This is a genomic window from Novosphingobium mangrovisedimenti (genome assembly GCF_025153475.1).
Lineage (GTDB): Bacteria > Pseudomonadota > Alphaproteobacteria > Sphingomonadales > Sphingomonadaceae > Novosphingobium > Novosphingobium mangrovi_A.
Genome location: NZ_JANZXA010000004.1, coordinates 92,831 through 111,697 on the forward strand (window position 1 = coordinate 92,831; position 18,867 = coordinate 111,697).

An 18,867-nucleotide genomic window follows, 5' to 3' on the forward strand; every position below is an offset into this window, starting at 1 on the left:
CGCACGCAGGAACGAAAACGCAATGAAATGGCTGATCCGGCTTGCCGTGCTGGCGGGCGCCCTGTTCCTCGTCTGGCGCTTCGCCGTGCCCGCCTATGCGGGGGAACGGCTGCGCAGTGCCATGATCGATGCCGGCGTGCAGGAAAACGTCGCAGGCTGCATTTCGGGGCGCATGACCCGCCAGCTTTCCACGCTGCAGCTTCTCAGGCTCCGGGAGCTGGAAGGAGACAAGCGTACCCTGCGCGACTGGGTCGAGGCTGTCGAGCGGATGGACGACCGTGATCTGGTGATGGTGGCCACCGCTTCGGCAGCCTTGTGTTCCACCGGCCTTGGCCGCTAGGGAGCGGCGTTCGCCAAACCTCGACGCGGGAAGACGTTAGCTTGACCCTGGCACCCTACGCCTCAGATCCGACCCGTTCGCGCGGGCGCGAATATGCACTGGAGAACGCCGTCGCACGCGGTCCGCGCAGTGCCTATCAGCGCGACCGCGACCGGATTATCCATTCGGTGTCCTTCCGCCGCCTGCGCTACAAGACGCAGGTCTTCGTCGCGCCCGATGGCGATCATTACCGCGTGCGCCTGACTCACAGCCTGGAAGTCGCGCAGATCGCCCGCGTCGTGGCCCGCATCCTGGGGCTGGACGAGGACCTGACCGAGGCGCTGGCACTGGCGCACGACATCGGCCATCCGCCCTTCGGCCATGCCGGCGAAGAGGCGCTCGACGGCGCGCTGCACAATGCCGGCGGCTTCGATCACAATGCCCATTGCCTGCGCACGCTGATGCGGCTCGACAGCCCCTATTGCGAGCACGACGGTCTCAACCTCACCTGGGAAACGCTCGAAGGGCTCGCCAAGCACAATGGCCCGGTTGCGGAACCGAACTGGGCGCTGGCGGAACTCGATGCCGCCTATGGGCTGGAACTGGACACCCATGCCTCACTGGAGGCGCAAGTCGCGGCGCTTTCCGACGACATCGCCTATGACAACCACGACATCGACGACGGCCTGCGCGCCGGGTTCCTCGATCTCGACGAACTGCTCGCGCATCCCTTCGTCATGGAACGCTGGGGCGAGGTCGAGCGCCGCTATCCCGATGCCCCGCGCGATCGCCAGCTTGCCGAGCTGATCCGCAGTCAGATCGGCGTGATGGTCAACGATCTCGTCGCGCAGACGAAGGCCAATCTTGTCGGCGTGGGCAGCGTGGAGGAGGTGCGCGCCGCGGGCCTCCCGCTCGTCGCCTTCTCGCCTGAAATGGCCGAGGCGGAGCGCACCTTCAAACGCTTCATGTACGAAAAGCTCTATTACCATCCCGAGCAGATCGAAACCGCCCGCCGCGCCCGCGCCGTGCTGGCCGAACTCTATTCGGCCTATTCGCAGGAACCGGTACTGATGGAAGAGAGCTGGATCGACACCCTGCCGCGTTTTGAGCCCGAGCGCAGCCGCCATATCGCGGACTATATCGCGGGCATGACGGACCGTTTCGCGATCACCTGCCACGCGGAGATCTTCGGTCACACGCCCAGTCGGCTCACCAATGTCTGAGTGCTGCGGCTAGCATGACCTCGCGGCAGCTTCGCATTTGCCTCGTGGGCGCAACGGGGATGGTGGGCGGCACGCTGATTGCCGAGGCTGTCGGGCGAACGGACGTGCGCCTTGTCGGGGTGGCCCGGCGCGAGGCGCACTTGCCGCCCGGCGCGCGCATGGAAATGCTGGTGGGCGAGCCGATCGACTGGCCGAACCTTATCGCCGCCGCCCGCGCCGACGTGCTGGTCTGTGCGCTGGGCACGACGATCAAGGCGGCGGGAAGCCAGGAGGCCTTCCGTGCGGTCGACCACGATCTGGTTCGCTTCTGCGCAGAAGCGGCTCGTGCGGCTGGGATCGAGCACATGATCGTCGTCTCATCGACAGGGGCCGCGCGCGCCAGCCGCAATTTCTACCTTTCGGTGAAGGGGGAGACCGAGGATGCGTTGGGCAAGCTCGGCTTTCGCCGCCTCGACATCCTGCGTCCCGGTCTCCTGCGCGGTCACCGCGAGGAACGGCGCACGCTCGAAGCCGCGGCGCAGATCATGGCGCCATTGGCAGACTGGGTGTTCCTGCACGGCAAGTATCGTCGCTACCGCTCTGTTTCGGCCCGAAAGCTGGCGCAAGCGATCCTGGCGCTGGCCTATGAGAAGGCGGGCGGGCGCTTCGTGCACGATTACGATGCGATGCGCCGCGTGCTGCGTCGCTCTGGGGATTAATTCCGCAGTGCAGCACGCGGGACGTTGACTCGTGCTCGCGCGTCAATCAAGGCTTGTCCATCGCTGACACGCGCGGGAGAGACCAACCGATTCGGCCAGCCCCGCAAGGCTGACGAAACGGAAGGCGCCGAAGGAGCAACCGCCCCGGAATCTCTCAGGCAAAAGGACCGCGTGGGTCGATAGCGAGACTCTGGAAAGTGCCTTGTCCAGCCGGACGAGGCCGCCGACGGTGTAACTTGGCCTGTCCCGTGCGGGATGACGCCAGGGAAGCTCTCAGGTTTCCGTGACAGAGGGGGCACCGGAACGGTGTGCCATGCTTTGTGCGGAGTCATGTCTTGAGCGATTACCCCATTAACGACGACGAACCGGTCGAGGATCTTGCGCCCCAGCTGCTGCCGCTCGATGCCTGGCATCGCGGGAAGGGCGGGCGCATGGTTGAGTTCGCCGGCTACATGATGCCCGTCCAGTACGACGTAGAGGGTGGGGGCATCATGGCCGAACACCTCTGGACGCGTGAGCATGCCGGGCTGTTCGATGTCAGCCACATGGGGCAGATCTACATCTCGGGCGAGGGCGTGGAACCTGCCCTTGAAGCTGCGCTTCCCATCGACCTTTCGACGCTCAAGCTCGGCTCGGTGCGCTATTCGCTGCTGCTCGACGAAGAGGGCGGCATTCTCGACGACCTCATGGTCACGCGTTGGGGCACTGGCTTCTACCTCGTCGTTAATGGCGCGACCAAGTGGGATGACATCGGCACCCTGCGCGAATTGCTGCCGGACGAGGTTACGCTCAACCATCTCGATGAGACCGCGCTGCTGGCGCTGCAGGGCCCCAAGGCTTTCGCCGCTCTGGAACGCCATGTCGAAGGCGAAACGCCGCTTTCGGTGCTGACCTTCATGAAGGGCGCCGCCTTCAAGCTAGGCGGCATCGATGCCTGGATCAGCCGTTCGGGCTACACCGGCGAGGACGGTTTCGAGATTTCCATTCCGGGCGAATCCGCTGCGCAGATCGCGGACCTGCTTTGCGGCGAACCCGAAGTGAAGCCCATCGGCCTCGGCGCGCGCGACTCGCTGCGCCTGGAAGCGGGCCTGCCGCTCTACGGCCACGACATGACGCCCGAGCAGGGGCCGGTCGATGCCGGGCTCGCATTCGGCATCAACAAGCGCCGCCGCACCGAAGGCGGCTTTCCGGGCGCCGATCGCGTCCTGCGCGACTTTGCCGAGGGCACGGCCCGCCGCCGCGTCGGTCTCACGCTCGAAGGCCGCATGGCTGCGCGCGAAGGCGCCAAGGTCGTTTCCGGCGATAAGGAGATCGGTGTCGTGACCTCGGGCGGCTTCTCGCCTTCGCTGCAGCACCCGATCGCCATGGCCTATGTCGATACCGCCCATGCCGCCGACGGTACCGCGCTTGAACTCGAGGTGCGCGGCAAGCGCCTTCCCGCGAAGGTCGTGCCGATGCCTTTCGTCCCCCATCGCTATCATCGCTGAGGAGCAGCACCCATGACCCGCTACTTTACCGAAGACCATGAGTGGATCGATGTCGAAGGCGACCTCGGCACTGTCGGGATTACCGACTACGCGCAGGGCCAGCTGGGCGACATCACCTTCGTCGAACTGCCCGAAAAGGGCGCGGCCGTGACCAAGGGCGATTCCGTTTCGGTGGTCGATTCCGTGAAGGCTGCTTCGGACATCTACACCCCGGCATCGGGCACGATCACCGAAGTGAACGAGACGCTCGCCGACGAACCCGAGCTGGTGAATACCGACGCCGAAGTGGGTGGCTGGCTGTATCGCATGACGCTGTCGGACGCCGCCGAGCTGGGCAGCCTGATGGATGAGACGGCCTACAAGGCATACGTCGAAAGCCTTTGACCTTCAGTCCTCCCCGGCACGGGGAGGGGGACCGCCGCCGAAGGCGGTGGTGTAGGGGACTCCCGGCCTACGGCAAGGTCGCTTGAGAACGCCAATCCCCACCACCACCCTGCGGGTGGTCCCCCTCCCCGGACCGGGGAGGACACGAGTTTGCAACGGAGCTTCTGCCTGATGCGCTACCTGCCACTGACCCCCGCCGATCGCACCGAGATGCTTGCCCGCGTCGGTGCGGACAGCGTCGATGACCTGTTCGTTGACGTCCCTGAAGAGGCGCGCCTTTCCGGTCCGATTGAAGGCCTGCCGATGCACGCCAGCGAAATGGCCGTCGAACGGCACATGACCGCGCTGGCGGCCAAGAACCTCAGCGCCGGTTCGGCGCCGTTCTTCCTGGGGGCAGGGGCCTATCGCCATCACGTGCCGGCCTCGGTCGATCACCTGATCCAGCGCGGCGAGTTCCTGACAGCCTACACGCCTTATCAGCCCGAAATCGCGCAGGGCACGCTGCAGGTGCTCTTCGAGTTCCAGACGCAGGTCGCGCGCCTGTTCGGGACCGACATCGCCAATGCCTCGATGTACGACGGTTCGACCGCGTGCTGGGAAGCGATCCTGATGGCCGCGCGCGTCACCCGCAAGGGCAAGGCGGTGCTCTCGGGCGGTCTGCACCCGCACTACGGCGAAGTGGTGCGCACCATGGCCCGCTTCACCAGGGACGAGATCGTCTCGCTCGGTACCGAACTGGCGGCTGAACCCGACGATGCAGCGGTGATCGGCGCCATCGACGATGCGACGTCCTGTGTCGTCGTCCAGTATCCCGACGTACTGGGCCGTATTCCTGATCTGGCGGCCATTGCCGAGGCTGCCCACGCCAGGGGCGCCTTGCTGGTCGCGGTCGTCACCGAGCCGGTGGCGCTGGGCCTGATCGAGGCGCCGGGCGCTCTGGGCGCGGACATCGTCGTCGGCGAAGGCCAGTCGCTGGGCGTCGGCCTGCAGTTCGGCGGCCCCTATCTCGGCCTGTTCGGTTGCCGCGAGAAGTTCGTGCGCCAGATGCCGGGGCGCCTTTGCGGCGAGACCGTCGATGCCGAGGGCAAGCGCGGCTTCGTGCTCACGCTGTCCACGCGCGAGCAGCACATCCGCCGCGAGAAGGCGACGAGCAACATCTGCACCAATTCCGGGCTTTGCGCGCTGGCCTTCAGCATCCACCTGACGCTTCTGGGCGGCGAGGGGCTGGCCCAGCTTGCCGCGCTCAACCATGCCCGCGCACGGGCGGCGTTCGAGCGGCTGACCCGCATTCCCGGCGTCGAACTGCTCAATTCGGTCTATTTCAACGAGGCGACGCTGATCCTGCCGCGCGATGCGCGCGAAGTCGTGCAGGAACTGGCCGGCCGCAAGGTGCTCGGCGGCGTTTCGCTCGGCCGCCTGTTCCCGGTAGCGGACGGGCTCGGCAAGGGGCTGCTGGTCGCGGTCACCGAGACGACCACCGACGAGGACATCGAGACCTTCGCCACTGAACTTGAATCTCTTCTGGTGGGAGTGCCGGCATGAACGCAGTCAACGCAGCGGGCTGGCGCCCTTCGATGGGCGGTGTGGGCGAAGCAGGCGGGGTTCCGCCGACGTCGAGCGGCGATTACGGCCTCATGCTCGAGGAGCCGCTGAGCTTCGAACTTGGCGCAGAGGGCAAGTGCGGCGTCGATTTCGACGCAGCCGATCGCGCTCCGGCGGCAGGTCTTTCCAAATTCCTGCGCAAGGCGCCGCCGGCACTGCCGGGGCTCACCGAGCCCGAGGCCGTGCGCCACTACACGCGCCTTTCGCGCCAGAACTATGCGATCGATCTCGGCCCGTTCCCGCTCGGGTCCTGCACGATGAAGCACAACCCGCGCCTCAATGAATCGATGGCGCGGCTGCCCGGCTTTGCCGACGTCCACCCGCTGCAGCCGCAGACGAGCGTCGAAGGCGCGCTGGAGGTGATCGAGCAGCTGGCCGACTGGTTGATCACGCTCACCGGCATGGCCTCGGTGGCGATGAGCCCGAAGGCCGGCGCCCATGGCGAGCTGTGCGGGTTGCTGTGCATCCGCGCCGCGCTCGATGCGCGGGGCGAGGAACGCGACGTGGTGCTGGTGCCCGAAAGCGCTCACGGGACGAACCCGGCGACCGCCGCCTTCGCGGGCTTCAAGGTCCAGTCGATCCCGGCGACGCCCGAGGGCCGCGTCGATCTGGAAGCGCTCAAGGCGAAGCTGGGCCCCAACGTGGCCGGGGTGATGATTACCAACCCCAACACCTGCGGCCTGTTCGAGCCCGACCTGAAGCGCATCGCCGATGCTGTGCATGCGGCGGGCGGCTACGTCTATTGCGACGGCGCCAACTTCAACGCCATCGTCGGCAAGGTGCGTCCTGGCGACCTCGGCGTCGATGCCATGCACATCAACCTGCACAAGACCTTCTCCACCCCGCACGGCGGTGGCGGTCCCGGTGCGGGGCCGGTGGTGCTGTCCGAAGCGCTGGCGCCTTTCGCGCCGCTGCCCTTCGTGACGCGCGGCGCCGACGGCACGATCCACCTCGTCGAGGAAGAGAACCGGGGCGAGGGCCATGCGCAGGCGTTCGGCCGCATGGTCGCCTTCCATGGCCAGATGGGCATGTTCACCCGCGCGCTGACCTACATCCTCAGCCACGGCGCCGATGGCTTGCGTCAGGTCGCGGAGGATGCGGTGCTCAATGCCAACTACGTGCTGCGCACCTGCGAGGACGTGCTTCCCGCGCCCTTCGCCAAGAGCGGCCCGTGCATGCACGAGGCGCTGTTCAGTGACGCGGGCCTTGCCGATGGCATCTCCACGCTGGACATCGCCAAGGGCCTGATCGACGAGGGCTTCCACCCGATGACGGTCTATTTCCCGCTGGTGGTGAAAGGCGCGATGCTGGTCGAGCCGACCGAGACCGAAAGCAAGGCCGGGCTCGATCGCTTCATTGCATCCTTGCGCAGTCTGGCCGAGCGCGCCAAGGCGGGCGACCAGAGCCTGCATTCGGCCCCGCATTTCGCGCCGCGCCGCAGGCTTGACGAAACGCTGGCCGCACGCAAGCCTGTGCTGGTCTGGAAGGGCGACGCCGGGGAACCGGCGGCGTCCTGACCGGGGGGCAGTGGGGGGACGAAGAGGATGAGACCGGGGGCACGTCAGTGACGCGCTTGTTCGAGCGCATTACCAGCCTGTTTGCGCTGTGGACGGTGCTTGGCGTCGGTCTCGCCTGGTTCCGGCCGGAGGTGTTCCTGTGGGTCGCCGATGGCCGGTTCAAGCCCTTCGGCCAGCCGCTGATCAGCGTCATGCTGGGGGTCATCATGCTCGGCATGGGTATTACCCTGAGCTTCGATGATTTCCGGCGCGTGCTGGCATTGCCGCGTCAGGTCGTGACGGGCGTGGTCCTTCAGTTCACGATCATGCCGCTCGCCGGTTTCGCGATAGCCTGGGGATTCGGGCTTCAGGCGGGGTTGGCGGTCGGCCTGATTCTCGTCGCCTGTTGCCCGGGGGGAACGGCGTCGAACGTCATCAGCTATCTCGCCAGGGCCGACGTCGCATTGTCGGTCACGATGACGATGGCCTCGACGCTGGTCGCCATTGCGCTGACGCCGGTGCTGACGGGCTGGCTTGCGGGCGTCTTCATCGAAATCGACCGCTGGAACCTGTTTCGCCAGATGGTTGCCGTCGTGCTCGTGCCGGTCGTCACCGGCGTGCTGATGAACCGCTACCTCCCCCGCGCGACGCGCAAGGTGACCGTCGTGTCACCGTTCGTCTCGGTGGTCTTCGTGGTGCTGATCGTCGCCGGCATCATCGCCAGGTCGAAGCCGCTGATCGAGGCGCATGCAGGTGTGTTGCTGCTGGCGGTCTTTGCACTGCATGCCACCGGTTTCGGTCTCGGCTATGTGGTCAGCCGGCTTCTGCGTCTGCGCGAAGCCGCGGCGCGCACGATCAGCGTCGAGGTGGGCATGCAGAACAGCGGCCTTGGCGCCAGCCTTGCATCGAGCCCTGCTTTCGCGCGTCAGTTTCCCGATGTCATGCAAGCCGCGCTGGCGCCGGTTCCGGCCGCGATCTCCGCTGTCATGCACGTGCTGATCGGAAGTGTGCTCGCTTCGGTATGGAACCGCTCGCCGGGCACGGCCTCAGATGAGCCGGTACCCGCGCTCTAGCTCAGGTGGCCTTGTCGACGGTATTCGCCGCGGATTCGAGATCCTGGCCGACACCGCGAACCGTGTTGCATGCCGCGCTGCCGATCACCAGGCCACCTGCGGCGAGAATAAGGACGAATTTCCGGACCATCGTTTGTTTCCTCAGTCGATGGGCCTGTCATAATCCAGCCTTGGCGTGATGGGAAGCCGGGCGGAGCACAATTGGTGAACGCTGCCCGGCTTCTCGACAGCTCAGTTGATGGCGTCGTCGCCGGCCTGGCCTACCGATTCGATGTCCTGCCCGACGCCCTTCACGGTGTTGCAGGCGGCGGCGGAAAAGACGATTCCGCATGCGGCGAGGGCGAGCATCAGTTTCCGGACCATGTCGTGCGTTCCTTCTTCGTTGCGCGCCGGTATCCCCGGCGCGTTCGTCTGAAAGCAACTCATGGTCGCGGCGCGGGTTCCCCCGGCGTTTCGGCGGGCGTGTCGCATGCCATCTCTTCCATCGCCGAGACATCCATTGCCGATGTCGGAGAAATCCGCCGCGACAGGTAACGTTCGCGCCAGGTGATGATCAGGCCGGCGGCGATGATCAGCGGCGCGCCGAATGCCGTCGTGGAGGGCGGGAAGCTGTCCCAGATGAGCCAGCCGTAGAGCGTGGCCCAGATCAGCGAACTGTAGTCCATCACCACCACGCTCGCGACCTGCCCGTAGCGCAGCGCCGCGGTGATCAGGAACTGCGCGAGTGTCCCGGTGAGGGCGATCGCGCCCAGCACGATCCATTCGGTCATGCCGTGGGGGCGGGCATAGATCGGCAGCAACACCGCCGTCAGCAGCGTGCCGTAGAAGGCGAACCAGAACACGCAGGAAATCGGCGCATCGGTTCGGGCGAGGTCGCGTATCTGGAAGCTGACGGTCGCGACGATGATCCCCGCGCCGAGACCCGAGGCGATACCGAGCGGAGCCACCGGCTCGCTGCCGGGCTGCGCGATGATGAGAACGCCGGCGAAGCCCAGGGCAACGGCGGTCCAGCGCCAGACGCCCACCTTGTCACGCAGGACGAGTGCGGTGATGACGACCGCGAAGAGGGGAGAGGTGAAGCCCAGCGTCGTTGCCTCGGGCAGGGGCAGCAGAGTTGCCGCGCCGACGTTGCAGCATAGCCCGGCGGTGCCGGTCGTGGCACGCATGGCATGGCTTCCCATGCGCCTGGTCGCCAGCAGCCCGACATTCCCGGTGGCGACCAGCCAGGCGAAGATCAGCGGAACACTCAGGGCCTGTCGCCAGAAGATCAGTTCGGGGACCGAGACACCGCGCTCGCTCGCGACCTTGATCAGCATGAACATCGTGGAGAGCATGACCATCGCCGCGATACGCAACGAAATCGCAAGGAGCGGGCGGTCCTGTGAGGAACGGGTCTGGGCAGTCACAGCGAGGGCTTTAACTCTCGCACGCGTGCAGGCAAGGGGCAGGCATGGAGTTCTCGAACCGAGTTATGGCGATAGCAGGGGCCGTTGCGGCATTCGTAGCGGTGCTGGCATGGCTGCTGGACCGCAGGCGGATGCGGCGGCGCGATCTGGACCGCGTGGGCTTCATGCCCTGGACGGGGATATTCTTCTGGGCGCTCATGGCTGCGATCCTGCTGATCGGCCTGTCCGGTCGTGCATGGCTGGGAGGCTGATCGGGGCGGGATTGCGTGCGGGGAATGTGCAACTTACTTGAACAAGTGGATCGATTTTATCCGGCTGGGCAGGCGTGACGCTCCGTGGGAATGGGACGGGGAACCTCTCTCTCCTGCTTCCCTCGGAGATTCTTGAATGAAACGTTTTTATGTATCGGCGCTCACCGCCGTTTCGATCATCGCATCGGCACCGCTGTTCGCGCAGCAGGCCGACACCAGCCCTGCTTCGGTCCAGGCCGGCGACTACGCGCTCGACAGTTCGCACACGCTGGTGCGCTTTACCGTCGATCACTTCGGGATCAGCGAGTTCTTCGGCACGTTCCCCGGCGCCAGCGGCACACTGTCGCTCGATCCGAAGAATATCGCTTCGGCCAAGCTCGACGTATCGGTGCCGGTGGCCAGTGTCTCCACCACCAACAAGACGCTCGACGAGGAACTCGCCAGCGCCGACTGGTTCGATGCGGCGACTTATCCGACCATGCGCTTCGTTTCGACGAAAGTGGTGAAGACGGGTGATCGGACCGCCGACGTCTTCGGAAACCTGACCATGCACGGCGTGACGCATCCGGTCGTGCTCAAGGCCACGTTCAAGGCCGGCGCGGTCAATCCGATGAACAAGACCTACACGCTGGGCTTCAACGCGACCGGCGTCGTCAAGCGTACCGCATTCGGCGTGAGCAAGTATGCGCCGCTCGTCAGCGACGAAACGACGATTGCGATCACCGCGGCCTTCGAAAAGCAGGCTGACTGATGTGACGGCCGCGCGGCGTTCGAAAACGGCGCGCGGCCTTCCCCTCCGAAAATGTCAGAGGCAGGCTTCGAGGTAAGCCTGGTCGAAGCCGAACTGGCGCGCCTTTTCCAGCGTGTAGGGGCGCAGGCCCGAGGCGCGGAATTCGCCGAGGATCTTGCCGTCGTCGGTCTCGTCCAGATACTCGAACTTGAACAGTTCCTGGGTGACGATGACGTCGCCTTCCATGCCGATCACTTCGGTGATGTTGGTGGTGCGGCGCGAACCGTCGCGAAGGCGCTTGACCTGAACGATCAGGTCCACGCTTTCCGCGATCTGGCGGCTGATGGCTTCCTTCGGGATCTTGATGTCGCCCATCAGGATCATGTTTTCCATACGGCCCAGGCACTCGCGCGGGCTGTTGGCGTGGAGCGTACACATCGAGCCGTCGTGGCCGGTGTTCATGGCAGCGAGCAGGTCGAAACATTCCGCGCCACGAATTTCGCCCAGGATGATGCGGTCGGGACGCATACGCAGGGCGTTCTTGACGAGGTCGCCGATGGTGATCGCGCCTTGGCCCTCGAGGTTCGGCGGGCGGGTTTCGAGCGGCAGCCAGTGCGGCTGCTGCAGGCGAAGTTCGGCCGCGTCCTCGATGGTCAGCACGCGCTCGCCCGGGTCGATCATCTTCGACAGGGCATTGAGCATCGTCGTCTTGCCCGAGCCGGTACCGCCCGAGATGACCACGTTCATGCGGCAGGCGCCGGCGATCTTGAGCGCGGTGGCCATCTTCTCGTTCATCGAGCCGAAGTCCTTGAGCATGTCGATCGTGATCGGCTTCTCGGAGAACTTACGAATCGAGATCGCGGTGCCGCGCAGCGAAAGCGGCGGCACGATCACGTTGACGCGGCTGCCGTCCTTGAGGCGGGCGTCGGCGAGCGGCGTGGTCTGGTCGACGCGGCGGCCGACCTGGTTGACGATGCGCTGGGCGATCTGGAACAGGTGCTGCTCGTCGCGGAAACGGATGCCGGCGAGCTGCAGCTTGCCCTTCTTTTCGATGTAGGTCTGGTTCGGCCCGTTGACCATGATGTCCGACACGTCGGGGTCGTTGAGCAGTTCTTCCAGCGGGCCGAAGCCGAGCAGTTCGTCGATCAGGACCTTTTCCAGCGCGAACTGTTCGCGGCGGTTGAAGGTGATCTTGAGCTCGGCCAGCACTTCCATGATGATCGGGCGGAATTCCTCGGACAGCTCGTCCTTGGTCAGCGTCGCCGCGGCTTCGGGGTCGACGCGCTCGAGCAGGCGCGGCAGGACCTGTTCCTTGATCTTGTGGATCGAGGCCTCGAAGCCGTTGTGCTCGGCCTGGCCGTCGTTCACCGAATTGGCGCGATCCGCCAGCCGGGCCATGGCATCGTCGCGCATGGGCTGTTGCGGTGCGCTCGGTTCCGCGCCGGGCAGGGGCGGGAACTGATCGCCGCCGGGTACCGGCACGGAGCCCGGCATGTTCGCGGATGATGGTATCGTCTTGTCCTGCGGGCCACCCTTGATAGGCTTGGCCACGCCGAATGCGGGGCGGGCTCCCTGGCCCATGCCACCAATTCCGTTTCGCCGCCCGAATGCGCTCATAAGACTTTCAACCCTTTTCGTCGCTCGAAGGTGGTTCGAACAAGACCCGATGCGAGTGGACCCGAGCATTAAGGTTGAAACTTTGATAACTTCCTAATGGCCCGGAAGGATGATCGTGTTCGGGCGCAACGGGTGCAGGGGAAGGGAAGGACGGTGGCCGGGAACGCGGGAACCTGCTGGCTTTGCTCCAGATTGCTCGGCCGCCGGATCGAGTGGCACCACCGGGTCCCAAAAAGCCGGGGCGGCCGGGAAACGGTGCCGCTGCACCCGATCTGCCACCGGACGATTCACGCCACGTTTACCAACGCCGAGTTGGCACGCATGCCCGAAGGCGTCGAAGCGCTTCTGGAATCGGAGGAGCTCCGCCGCTTCGTGCGCTGGGTCTCGGGCAAGCATCCTGACTTCCATGCAAGGACCGCGAGGCGGCGCTAGTGGCCCGTCCATCGATCGTGGGTGTCACAGGCTCATTCATCCCGCCAGCGTGACGAACCGGGACGCGAAGCCGGACAGGCACGGCGCTGTCATGGACTACGGTCGTGAGTACTTCGGCTGCCGGTCGTCAGGTTTGCTGCTGAGCGGAGATAGGCCTGAAGTATCTGCGCGACTTTCCAACAGAAAGCATCGGATAGGGGGTGATTGGCAATCCATATAGGAAAAATGACCAGCCTTATCCGCATGAGACCATCCAAAACAGTATTGAATTTAGATCAAGGTGATAATTTCAATTTTTTAACCGCGTTAAATTTGTGTAATTATGACTCAATTAATCATAATATTATTACAAGGAGTTTGAATTTATTTAAATGCATTCCATCGGGTTTGGATTGCTGTTTTTTGAGGTATGGAATGGGCGGATTTGGGTTGTTTAGGCACTTTTCGCCCAAGTTCGCTTTTTGGTGGATTGTCATCCCAAATATTGGTGCAATTGCAATGTGGCCAATAGGTGGGCCATCCATGGCTGTTCCAATTGCTATTTGCGGTACAATAGCTCTGCTCATGTGCCAGTTCGACAATCGGACGGCCAGAAGGATTGGTATAGTTACATGTTTTGCGCTCAGCGTGATGATGTATGTCGCCGTGTCCTTCAACCTTGAGCCCCTCAAGGTCGTATCGTCGATGCAGTACGTAACGGACATCGATATTTCCCGTTCGCCTGAATATGTCATGGCTTGCGTTATCATCCTGACGGCCTTGTTCCTGGCTTTGCGTTACGCGCCGAACACGCCGAAGCTTTTGACCAGAGAACAACGCATCATGGCTGTCGTGGCGATCGTCCTGCTTATCGACGTGGACTGGGTCGTTACGGCGGGTGCGCGTGGGACATACAAGATGAGCGCACCCGCTGGCACGCCTATCGACTCTGCCGTCCTTCAAAATCATATCGCGCCAAAATCGACGTCGGCCCGAAACCTGATCGTAATCCTGGTGGAATCGCTTGGCGTTCCAAACAATGCGCACGATCGTGCGCTGTTCGATCGGGCCTGGGGTAAGCGGCGCTGGGCTTCCAGGTACGAATATTCGAGCGGAACGAGCGCGTATTTTGGATCGACCACGAACGGCGAACTTCGCGAACTGTGCGGGGTGTGGGCGGATTACGACCGCTATGATTTCGACAAGGCCAACTGTCTTCCCAAGAAATTTCGCAATGCTGGTTTCCATACGACCGCCATTCACGCCTACCAGGGCGACTTCTTTGATCGTCAGACATGGTATCCCAAGCTTGGCTTCCAGGATCGTTTGTTCGAACCGCAGTTGCGGGCGCGCCGGATCGGCCGTTGTGGCGGTGTATTCGCAGGGGCATGCGATGCCGATATTCCCGCGTTGATCGGCAAGCGGTTGCGCAATTCGCCTTATCCGCGTAATTTCGTTTACTGGGTCACGCTCAACACGCATCTGCCCGTCGGAGCAGACGAGGGGCTGCGTACGGAGCATTGCCAGTTGTCCGATGCGGAATGGAACGAAGCCTTCCCGATGCTTTGCCGGGAATACATGCTTCAGCAACGCCTGGCCGATGCCCTCGAAAGGGAGATCATGCGGGCCGACTTTCCGGAAGCGGACATCCTGATCGTGGGCGATCACATGCCGCCATTCTTCCCGCGGGCAATGCGCGAACGGTTCGATACCGAGAATGTCCCCTGGATCATGCTGCGCAGCCGCGCGGCCATGCGGCGTTCCGGATCGACAGGAGCGGACCCGGCAGCTGATTTAGCTGCGGGATAAATCGAACAGAGATTTCTGCTTGTTCGCGATGCTCAAAGAAAAAGGCCGCGCGTAAAACGCGCGGCCTTTTCAATTTCGGCAAATGAAATCGGAAAAAGCCGATCAGCCTTCGACGTGCTCCGCGAGCACGGTGAGGCCGGCATCGCCCACTTCCGCGAAACCACCGGTGATGGTGATTTCCTCAGGAGCGCCATTCTCGGTCTTGTAGATCTTCAGCGCGCCGTCGGCGATCGTCGACATGAAGGGCGCGTGGCCGGCGAGCACGCCGAACTCGCCTTCCGTACCGGGGACGACCACCATGTGGACATCCTCGGACCGAACGAGCTTCGCCGGCGTGACGAGTTCGAAGTGCAGAGCCATTGCTTAGGCGTCCTCGGCCAGCTTCTTGGCCTTCTCGACCGCCTCGTCGATGCCGCCGACCATGTAGAAGGCGTCTTCCGGCAGGTGGTCGTATTCGCCCTCGACGACAGCCTTGAACGACTTCACGGTGTCTTCGAGCTGGACGAACTTGCCCGGGATGTTGGTGAAGACCTCGGCAACGTGGAACGGCTGCGAGAGGAACTTCTGGATCTTGCGGGCGCGGGCGACGGTCATCTTATCCTCTTCGGAAAGCTCGTCCATGCCGAGAATGGCGATGATGTCCTGCAGCGACTTGTACTTCTGCAGGGTCTCCTGGACCTTACGGGCCGTCTCGTAGTGCTCGGCACCGACGACGCGCGGCTCAAGGACGCGCGAGGTGGAGTCGAGCGGGTCGACCGCCGGGTAGATGCCTAGCTCGGAGATGGCGCGGTTCAGCGTGGTCGTCGCGTCGAGGTGGGCGAACGAGGTAGCCGGGGCAGGGTCGGTAAGGTCGTCGGCCGGAACGTAGATGGCCTGGACCGAGGTGATCGAGCCCTTGGTGGTCGAGGTGATGCGTTCCTGCAGCGCGCCCATGTCGGTCGACAGGGTCGGCTGATAGCCCACGGCAGAAGGAATACGGCCGAGAAGGGCCGACACTTCGGCGCCCGCCTGGGTGAAGCGGAAGATGTTGTCGACGAAGAACAGAACGTCCTGGCCTTCCTGGTCGCGGAAGTACTCGGCCATGGTCAGACCCGAGAGAGCAACGCGGGCGCGGGCACCCGGGGGCTCGTTCATCTGGCCGTAAACGAGGGCCACTTTCGAGCCTTCCGACGTGGCGACGCCGTTTTCGTCCTTGGCGATAACGCCGGCATCGAGGAATTCGTGGTAAAGGTCGTTACCTTCGCGGGTACGTTCACCGACGCCCGCGAACACGGACACGCCGCCGTGGCCCTTCGCAATGTTGTTGATCAGCTCCTGGATCAGCACGGTCTTGCCCACGCCAGCGCCGCCGAACAGGCCGATCTTGCCGCCCTTGGCGTAGGGAGCGAGAAGGTCGATGACCTTGATGCCGGTGACGAGGATCGCCGCTTCGGTCGACTGCTCGATGAACTCGGGCGCCTTGGCGTGGATCGGAGCGTACATGTCCGAGCCGATCGGGCCCAGTTCGTCGATCGAGTCGCCGACGACGTTCATGATGCGGCCGAGCGTCTTGGGGCCGACCGGCACCGAGATCTGCGCGCCGGTGTTGACGACGCTCTGACCGCGGGTCAGGCCGTCGGTGCCGTCCATGGCGATGGCGCGGACGGTGTTTTCACCGAGGTGCTGCGCGACTTCGAGAACCAGCTTCTGGCCGTTGTTCTCGGTCTCGAGGGCGGTGAGGATGGCGGGCAGTTCGCCTTCGAAGGTCACGTCGACGACAGCGCCGATGACCTGGCTGATCTTGCCGGTAGTGGTCTGGTTGAGCACGGGTGCGGTGGCCATTTTGGTTTCCTTGCCTGCGATGTCTTAGAGCGCTTCCGCGCCCGCGGTTTCAGATGTTGCTACAGCGCTTCCGCGCCAGCAATAATTTCGACGAGTTCGGTGGTGATCGCGGCCTGACGGCTGCGGTTGTACTGGATGGTGAGCTTGTTGATCAGGTCACCCGCGTTGCGCGTCGCGTTGTCCATGGCGGTCATCGACGCACCTTGTTCGGACGCGGCGTTCTCCAGCAGCGCGCCGAAGATCTGGGTCTTCAGGTAGCGCGGCAGCAGTGCTGCGAGGATCTCTTCCTCTTCCGGCTCGTATTCGGTGACCGCTTCGGAATCGGCGGCGACACCGCCGGTCGGGGCGGGAACCGGGATGATCTGCTGGCAGGTCGGTTCCTGCACCAGCGCCGAACGGAACTTCGAGTAGAACAGGTGCGCAATGTCGAACTTGCCGTCCTCGTACATGGCGACGAGTTCGTCGGCGATCTTCTCGGCTTCGTTGAAGCCGGGATCACGCACGTCGGACGTGTCGAACATGTGGGCGATCTGCTTGGGGTATTCGCGCTTGATCACCGCGCGGCCCTTGCGGCCGACGAGGTAGAACAGCACGGTCTTGCCCTGCGCTTCCAGCTCCTTCGCCTTGAGGCGTGCGGCCTTGACGATGTTGGAGTTGAACGCGCCGCACAGACCCTTGTCCGAGTTGGCGACGACCAGCAGGTGAACCTGATCGCTGCCGGTTCCGGCGAGCAGCTTGGGGCTGTTCTCGGAAACGGTGATCTTGCTGGCCAGCGAGCCCATCACCTCGGCGAGACGCGCGGCGTAGGGACGCGCCGATTCGGCGGCGGCCTGCGCCTTGCGCAGCTTGGCCGCGGCGACCATCTGCTTGGCCTTGGTGATCTTCTGGGTCGATTTGACCGAGTTGATGCGGCCTTTGAGTTCCTTGAGCGATGCCACTCGTTTCTCTCCGTTTCACCGCCCCGGCCATGGGGCCGGAACGGTGGGGATCAGGTCAGTCTCAGGCGAACTGCTTGGCGAAAGCCTGCAGGGCAGCCTTGGTCTTGTCCGCGACTTCGCCTTCGAACTTCTGCGTGCTGCGGATCTCGCCGAGAACGTCGGCGTGCTGCGAACGCATGAAGCTGAGCATCTCGGCTTCGTACTCGGTAACCTTGTCGACCGCGATCGAGTCGAGGAAGCCGTTGGTGCCGGCGTAGATCGAAACGACCTGCTCTTCGAACGGCAGCGGCGAGAACTGGGGCTGCTTGAGCAGCTCGGTCAGGCGCGCACCGCGGTTGAGCAGCTTCTGGGTCGAAGCGTCGAGGTCCGAACCGAACTGCGCGAAGGCCGCCATTTCGCGGTACTGCGCAAGCTCCAGCTTGATCGAGCCAGCGACCTTCTTCATCGCCTTGGTCTGGGCCGAACCGCCGACGCGGCTGACCGACAGACCGACGTTGATGGCCGGACGCACGCCCTGGTAGAACAGGCCGGTTTCAAGGAAGATCTGGCCGTCGGTGATCGAGATCACGTTGGTCGGAATGTAGGCCGAGACGTCGCCCGCCTGGGTTTCGATGATCGGCAGAGCCGTCAGCGAGCCCGAGCCCATCTCGTCGTTCATCTTCGCGGCGCGCTCGAGCAGGCGGCTGTGGAGATAGAACACGTCGCCCGGGTAAGCTTCACGGCCCGGCGGGCGGCGAAGCAGCAGCGACATCTGACGGTAGGCGACGGCCTGCTTGGAAAGGTCGTCGTAGACGATCACGGCGTGCATGCCGTTGTCGCGGAAGAATTCACCCATCGCGGCGCCGGTGTAGGGCGCGAGGTACTGCAGCGGGGCGGGCTCCGAAGCGGTCGCGGCGATGATGATGGAGTATTCCATCGCGCCGTTTTCTTCGAGCTGACGCACGATCTGCGCGACGGTCGAGCGTTTCTGGCCGACGGCGACGTAGATGCAGTAGAGCTTCTTGCCTTCGTCGTCGCTCGAGTTCGGGCCCTTCTGGTTGATGAAGGTGTCGATGGCGACGGCGGTCTTGCCGGTCTGGCGGTCACCGATGATCAGCTCGCGCTGGCCGCGGCCGACGGGCACGAGCGCGTCGATGGCCTTGAGGCCGGTCTGCACGGGCTCGTGCACCGACTTGCGCGGGATGATGCCGGGCGCCTTGGCTTCGACGCGGGCGCGCTTGTCGGCGACGATCGGGCCCTTGCCGTCGATCGGGTTGCCGAGAGCGTCGACCACGCGGCCGAGCAGGCCCTTGCCGACGGGAACGTCGACGATGGTGCCGGTGCGCTTGACGCTGTCGCCTTCCTTGATCTCGGCGTCCGAGCCGAAGATCACGACGCCGACGTTGTCGGCTTCGAGGTTGAGGGCCATGCCCTGAACGCCATTGGCGAATTCGACCATTTCACCGGCCTGGACGTTGTCGAGGCCGTGGATGCGGGCGATGCCGTCACCCACCGAAAGCACGGAGCCGACTTCCGAGACCTGTGCTTCGGAGCCGAAGCTGGCAATCTGGTCCTTGATGACCTTCGAGATTTCTGCGGCGCGGATATCCATTGTTTTGCCTT

The 18,867-nt window shown here is 64.1% G+C and carries 20 protein-coding genes and 2 riboswitches; of the genes, 12 read left to right on the forward strand and 8 right to left on the reverse strand.

What is annotated here, in order from left to right:
- Nucleotides 1-22 precede the first annotated feature (22 nt).
- From NZK81_RS07650 to NZK81_RS07685, 8 genes are all read left to right on the forward strand, one after another.
- Nucleotides 23-340, forward strand: a complete 318-nt coding sequence (locus tag NZK81_RS07650; RefSeq protein WP_260045525.1) for a hypothetical protein — start codon at nt 23-25, stop codon at nt 338-340.
- 41 nt (nt 341-381) lie between these two features.
- Nucleotides 382-1,542: a deoxyguanosinetriphosphate triphosphohydrolase gene (locus NZK81_RS07655; protein ID WP_260045526.1), complete on the forward strand. Its 1,161-nt coding sequence runs from the start codon at nt 382-384 to the stop codon at nt 1,540-1,542.
- Between the two features lie 14 nt (nt 1,543-1,556).
- Nucleotides 1,557-2,240, forward strand: coding sequence for an NAD(P)H-binding protein (locus NZK81_RS07660; RefSeq protein ID WP_260045527.1), 684 nt, complete (start codon nt 1,557-1,559; stop codon nt 2,238-2,240).
- A 63-nt stretch (nt 2,241-2,303) separates the two neighbouring features.
- A riboswitch (glycine riboswitch) is annotated at nt 2,304-2,420 on the forward strand.
- A riboswitch (glycine riboswitch) is annotated at nt 2,421-2,540 on the forward strand.
- Between the two features lie 35 nt (nt 2,541-2,575).
- Nucleotides 2,576-3,727 (forward strand): glycine cleavage system aminomethyltransferase GcvT, encoded by a 1,152-nt coding sequence (gcvT, locus tag NZK81_RS07665; RefSeq protein ID WP_260045528.1) that lies wholly within the window; start codon nt 2,576-2,578, stop codon nt 3,725-3,727.
- A 12-nt stretch (nt 3,728-3,739) separates the two neighbouring features.
- Complete coding sequence (gene gcvH / locus NZK81_RS07670) at nt 3,740-4,111, forward strand: glycine cleavage system protein GcvH (RefSeq protein WP_260045529.1); 372 nt, start codon at nt 3,740-3,742, stop codon at nt 4,109-4,111.
- Nucleotides 4,112-4,282: 171 nt separating this feature from the next.
- Nucleotides 4,283-5,653 (forward strand): aminomethyl-transferring glycine dehydrogenase subunit GcvPA, encoded by a 1,371-nt coding sequence (gene gcvPA / locus NZK81_RS07675; protein WP_260045530.1) that lies wholly within the window; start codon nt 4,283-4,285, stop codon nt 5,651-5,653.
- Nucleotides 5,650-7,230 carry an aminomethyl-transferring glycine dehydrogenase subunit GcvPB gene (gene gcvPB, locus NZK81_RS07680; protein WP_260045531.1) on the forward strand — a complete coding sequence of 527 codons (1,581 nt, stop codon included), beginning with the start codon at nt 5,650-5,652 and terminating at the stop codon, nt 7,228-7,230. Before gcvPA ends, gcvPB begins: the two co-directional genes overlap by 4 nt.
- Nucleotides 7,231-7,277: 47 nt before the next feature.
- A complete protein-coding gene (locus tag NZK81_RS07685) occupies nt 7,278-8,282 on the forward strand; it encodes a bile acid:sodium symporter family protein (protein WP_260045532.1) in 1,005 nt (334 codons plus the stop codon).
- Between the two features lies 1 nt (nt 8,283).
- Here the strand turns inward: NZK81_RS07685 and NZK81_RS07690 are convergent, their stop codons facing one another.
- From NZK81_RS07690 to NZK81_RS07700, 3 genes are all read right to left on the reverse strand, one after another.
- Nucleotides 8,284-8,412 carry a hypothetical protein gene (locus tag NZK81_RS07690; protein WP_260045533.1) on the reverse strand — a complete coding sequence of 43 codons (129 nt, stop codon included), beginning with the start codon at nt 8,410-8,412 and terminating at the stop codon, nt 8,284-8,286.
- 101 nt (nt 8,413-8,513) lie between these two features.
- Nucleotides 8,514-8,645 (reverse strand): entericidin A/B family lipoprotein, encoded by a 132-nt coding sequence (locus NZK81_RS07695; RefSeq protein WP_260045534.1) that lies wholly within the window; start codon nt 8,643-8,645, stop codon nt 8,514-8,516.
- A 59-nt stretch (nt 8,646-8,704) separates the two neighbouring features.
- The gene (locus tag NZK81_RS07700; RefSeq protein WP_260045535.1) at nt 8,705-9,688 is read right to left on the reverse strand and encodes a DMT family transporter; all 984 of its coding nucleotides are present in this window, start codon (nt 9,686-9,688) and stop codon (nt 8,705-8,707) included.
- A 65-nt stretch (nt 9,689-9,753) separates the two neighbouring features.
- Between NZK81_RS07700 and NZK81_RS07705 the strand changes: the two genes are divergently transcribed.
- Together NZK81_RS07705 and NZK81_RS07710 are read left to right on the forward strand one after the other, a co-directional pair.
- The gene (locus tag NZK81_RS07705) at nt 9,754-9,939 is read left to right on the forward strand and encodes a hypothetical protein (RefSeq protein WP_260045536.1); all 186 of its coding nucleotides are present in this window, start codon (nt 9,754-9,756) and stop codon (nt 9,937-9,939) included.
- A 136-nt stretch (nt 9,940-10,075) separates the two neighbouring features.
- Nucleotides 10,076-10,690, forward strand: a complete 615-nt coding sequence (locus tag NZK81_RS07710) for a YceI family protein (protein ID WP_260045537.1) — start codon at nt 10,076-10,078, stop codon at nt 10,688-10,690.
- Nucleotides 10,691-10,744: 54 nt separating this feature from the next.
- Here NZK81_RS07710 and NZK81_RS07715 read toward each other — a convergent pair whose 3' ends face one another.
- On the reverse strand, nt 10,745-12,286 hold the full coding sequence (locus tag NZK81_RS07715; protein ID WP_260045538.1) for a TadA family conjugal transfer-associated ATPase: 1,542 nt from the start codon (nt 12,284-12,286) through the stop codon (nt 10,745-10,747).
- A 96-nt stretch (nt 12,287-12,382) separates the two neighbouring features.
- Between NZK81_RS07715 and NZK81_RS07720 the strand changes: the two genes are divergently transcribed.
- Together NZK81_RS07720 and NZK81_RS07725 are read left to right on the forward strand one after the other, a co-directional pair.
- Complete coding sequence (locus NZK81_RS07720) at nt 12,383-12,718, forward strand: HNH endonuclease family protein (RefSeq protein WP_260045539.1); 336 nt, start codon at nt 12,383-12,385, stop codon at nt 12,716-12,718.
- Between the two features lie 225 nt (nt 12,719-12,943).
- Nucleotides 12,944-14,506 carry a sulfatase-like hydrolase/transferase gene (locus tag NZK81_RS07725; RefSeq protein ID WP_260045540.1) on the forward strand — a complete coding sequence of 521 codons (1,563 nt, stop codon included), beginning with the start codon at nt 12,944-12,946 and terminating at the stop codon, nt 14,504-14,506.
- Nucleotides 14,507-14,608: 102 nt separating this feature from the next.
- Here the strand turns inward: NZK81_RS07725 and NZK81_RS07730 are convergent, their stop codons facing one another.
- The 4 genes from NZK81_RS07730 to atpA all read right to left on the reverse strand — a co-directional run bounded on the left by NZK81_RS07730 (nt 14,609) and on the right by atpA (nt 18,856).
- Nucleotides 14,609-14,866, reverse strand: a complete 258-nt coding sequence (locus NZK81_RS07730; RefSeq protein WP_260045541.1) for an ATP synthase F1 subunit epsilon — start codon at nt 14,864-14,866, stop codon at nt 14,609-14,611.
- A 3-nt stretch (nt 14,867-14,869) separates the two neighbouring features.
- Nucleotides 14,870-16,327 (reverse strand): F0F1 ATP synthase subunit beta, encoded by a 1,458-nt coding sequence (gene atpD, locus NZK81_RS07735; RefSeq protein ID WP_260045542.1) that lies wholly within the window; start codon nt 16,325-16,327, stop codon nt 14,870-14,872.
- 59 nt (nt 16,328-16,386) lie between these two features.
- Nucleotides 16,387-17,265, reverse strand: coding sequence for a F0F1 ATP synthase subunit gamma (locus NZK81_RS07740; protein WP_260045543.1), 879 nt, complete (start codon nt 17,263-17,265; stop codon nt 16,387-16,389).
- Between the two features lie 61 nt (nt 17,266-17,326).
- A complete protein-coding gene (atpA, locus tag NZK81_RS07745; protein WP_260045544.1) occupies nt 17,327-18,856 on the reverse strand; it encodes a F0F1 ATP synthase subunit alpha in 1,530 nt (509 codons plus the stop codon).
- Between the last annotated feature and the right edge of the window lie 11 nt (nt 18,857-18,867).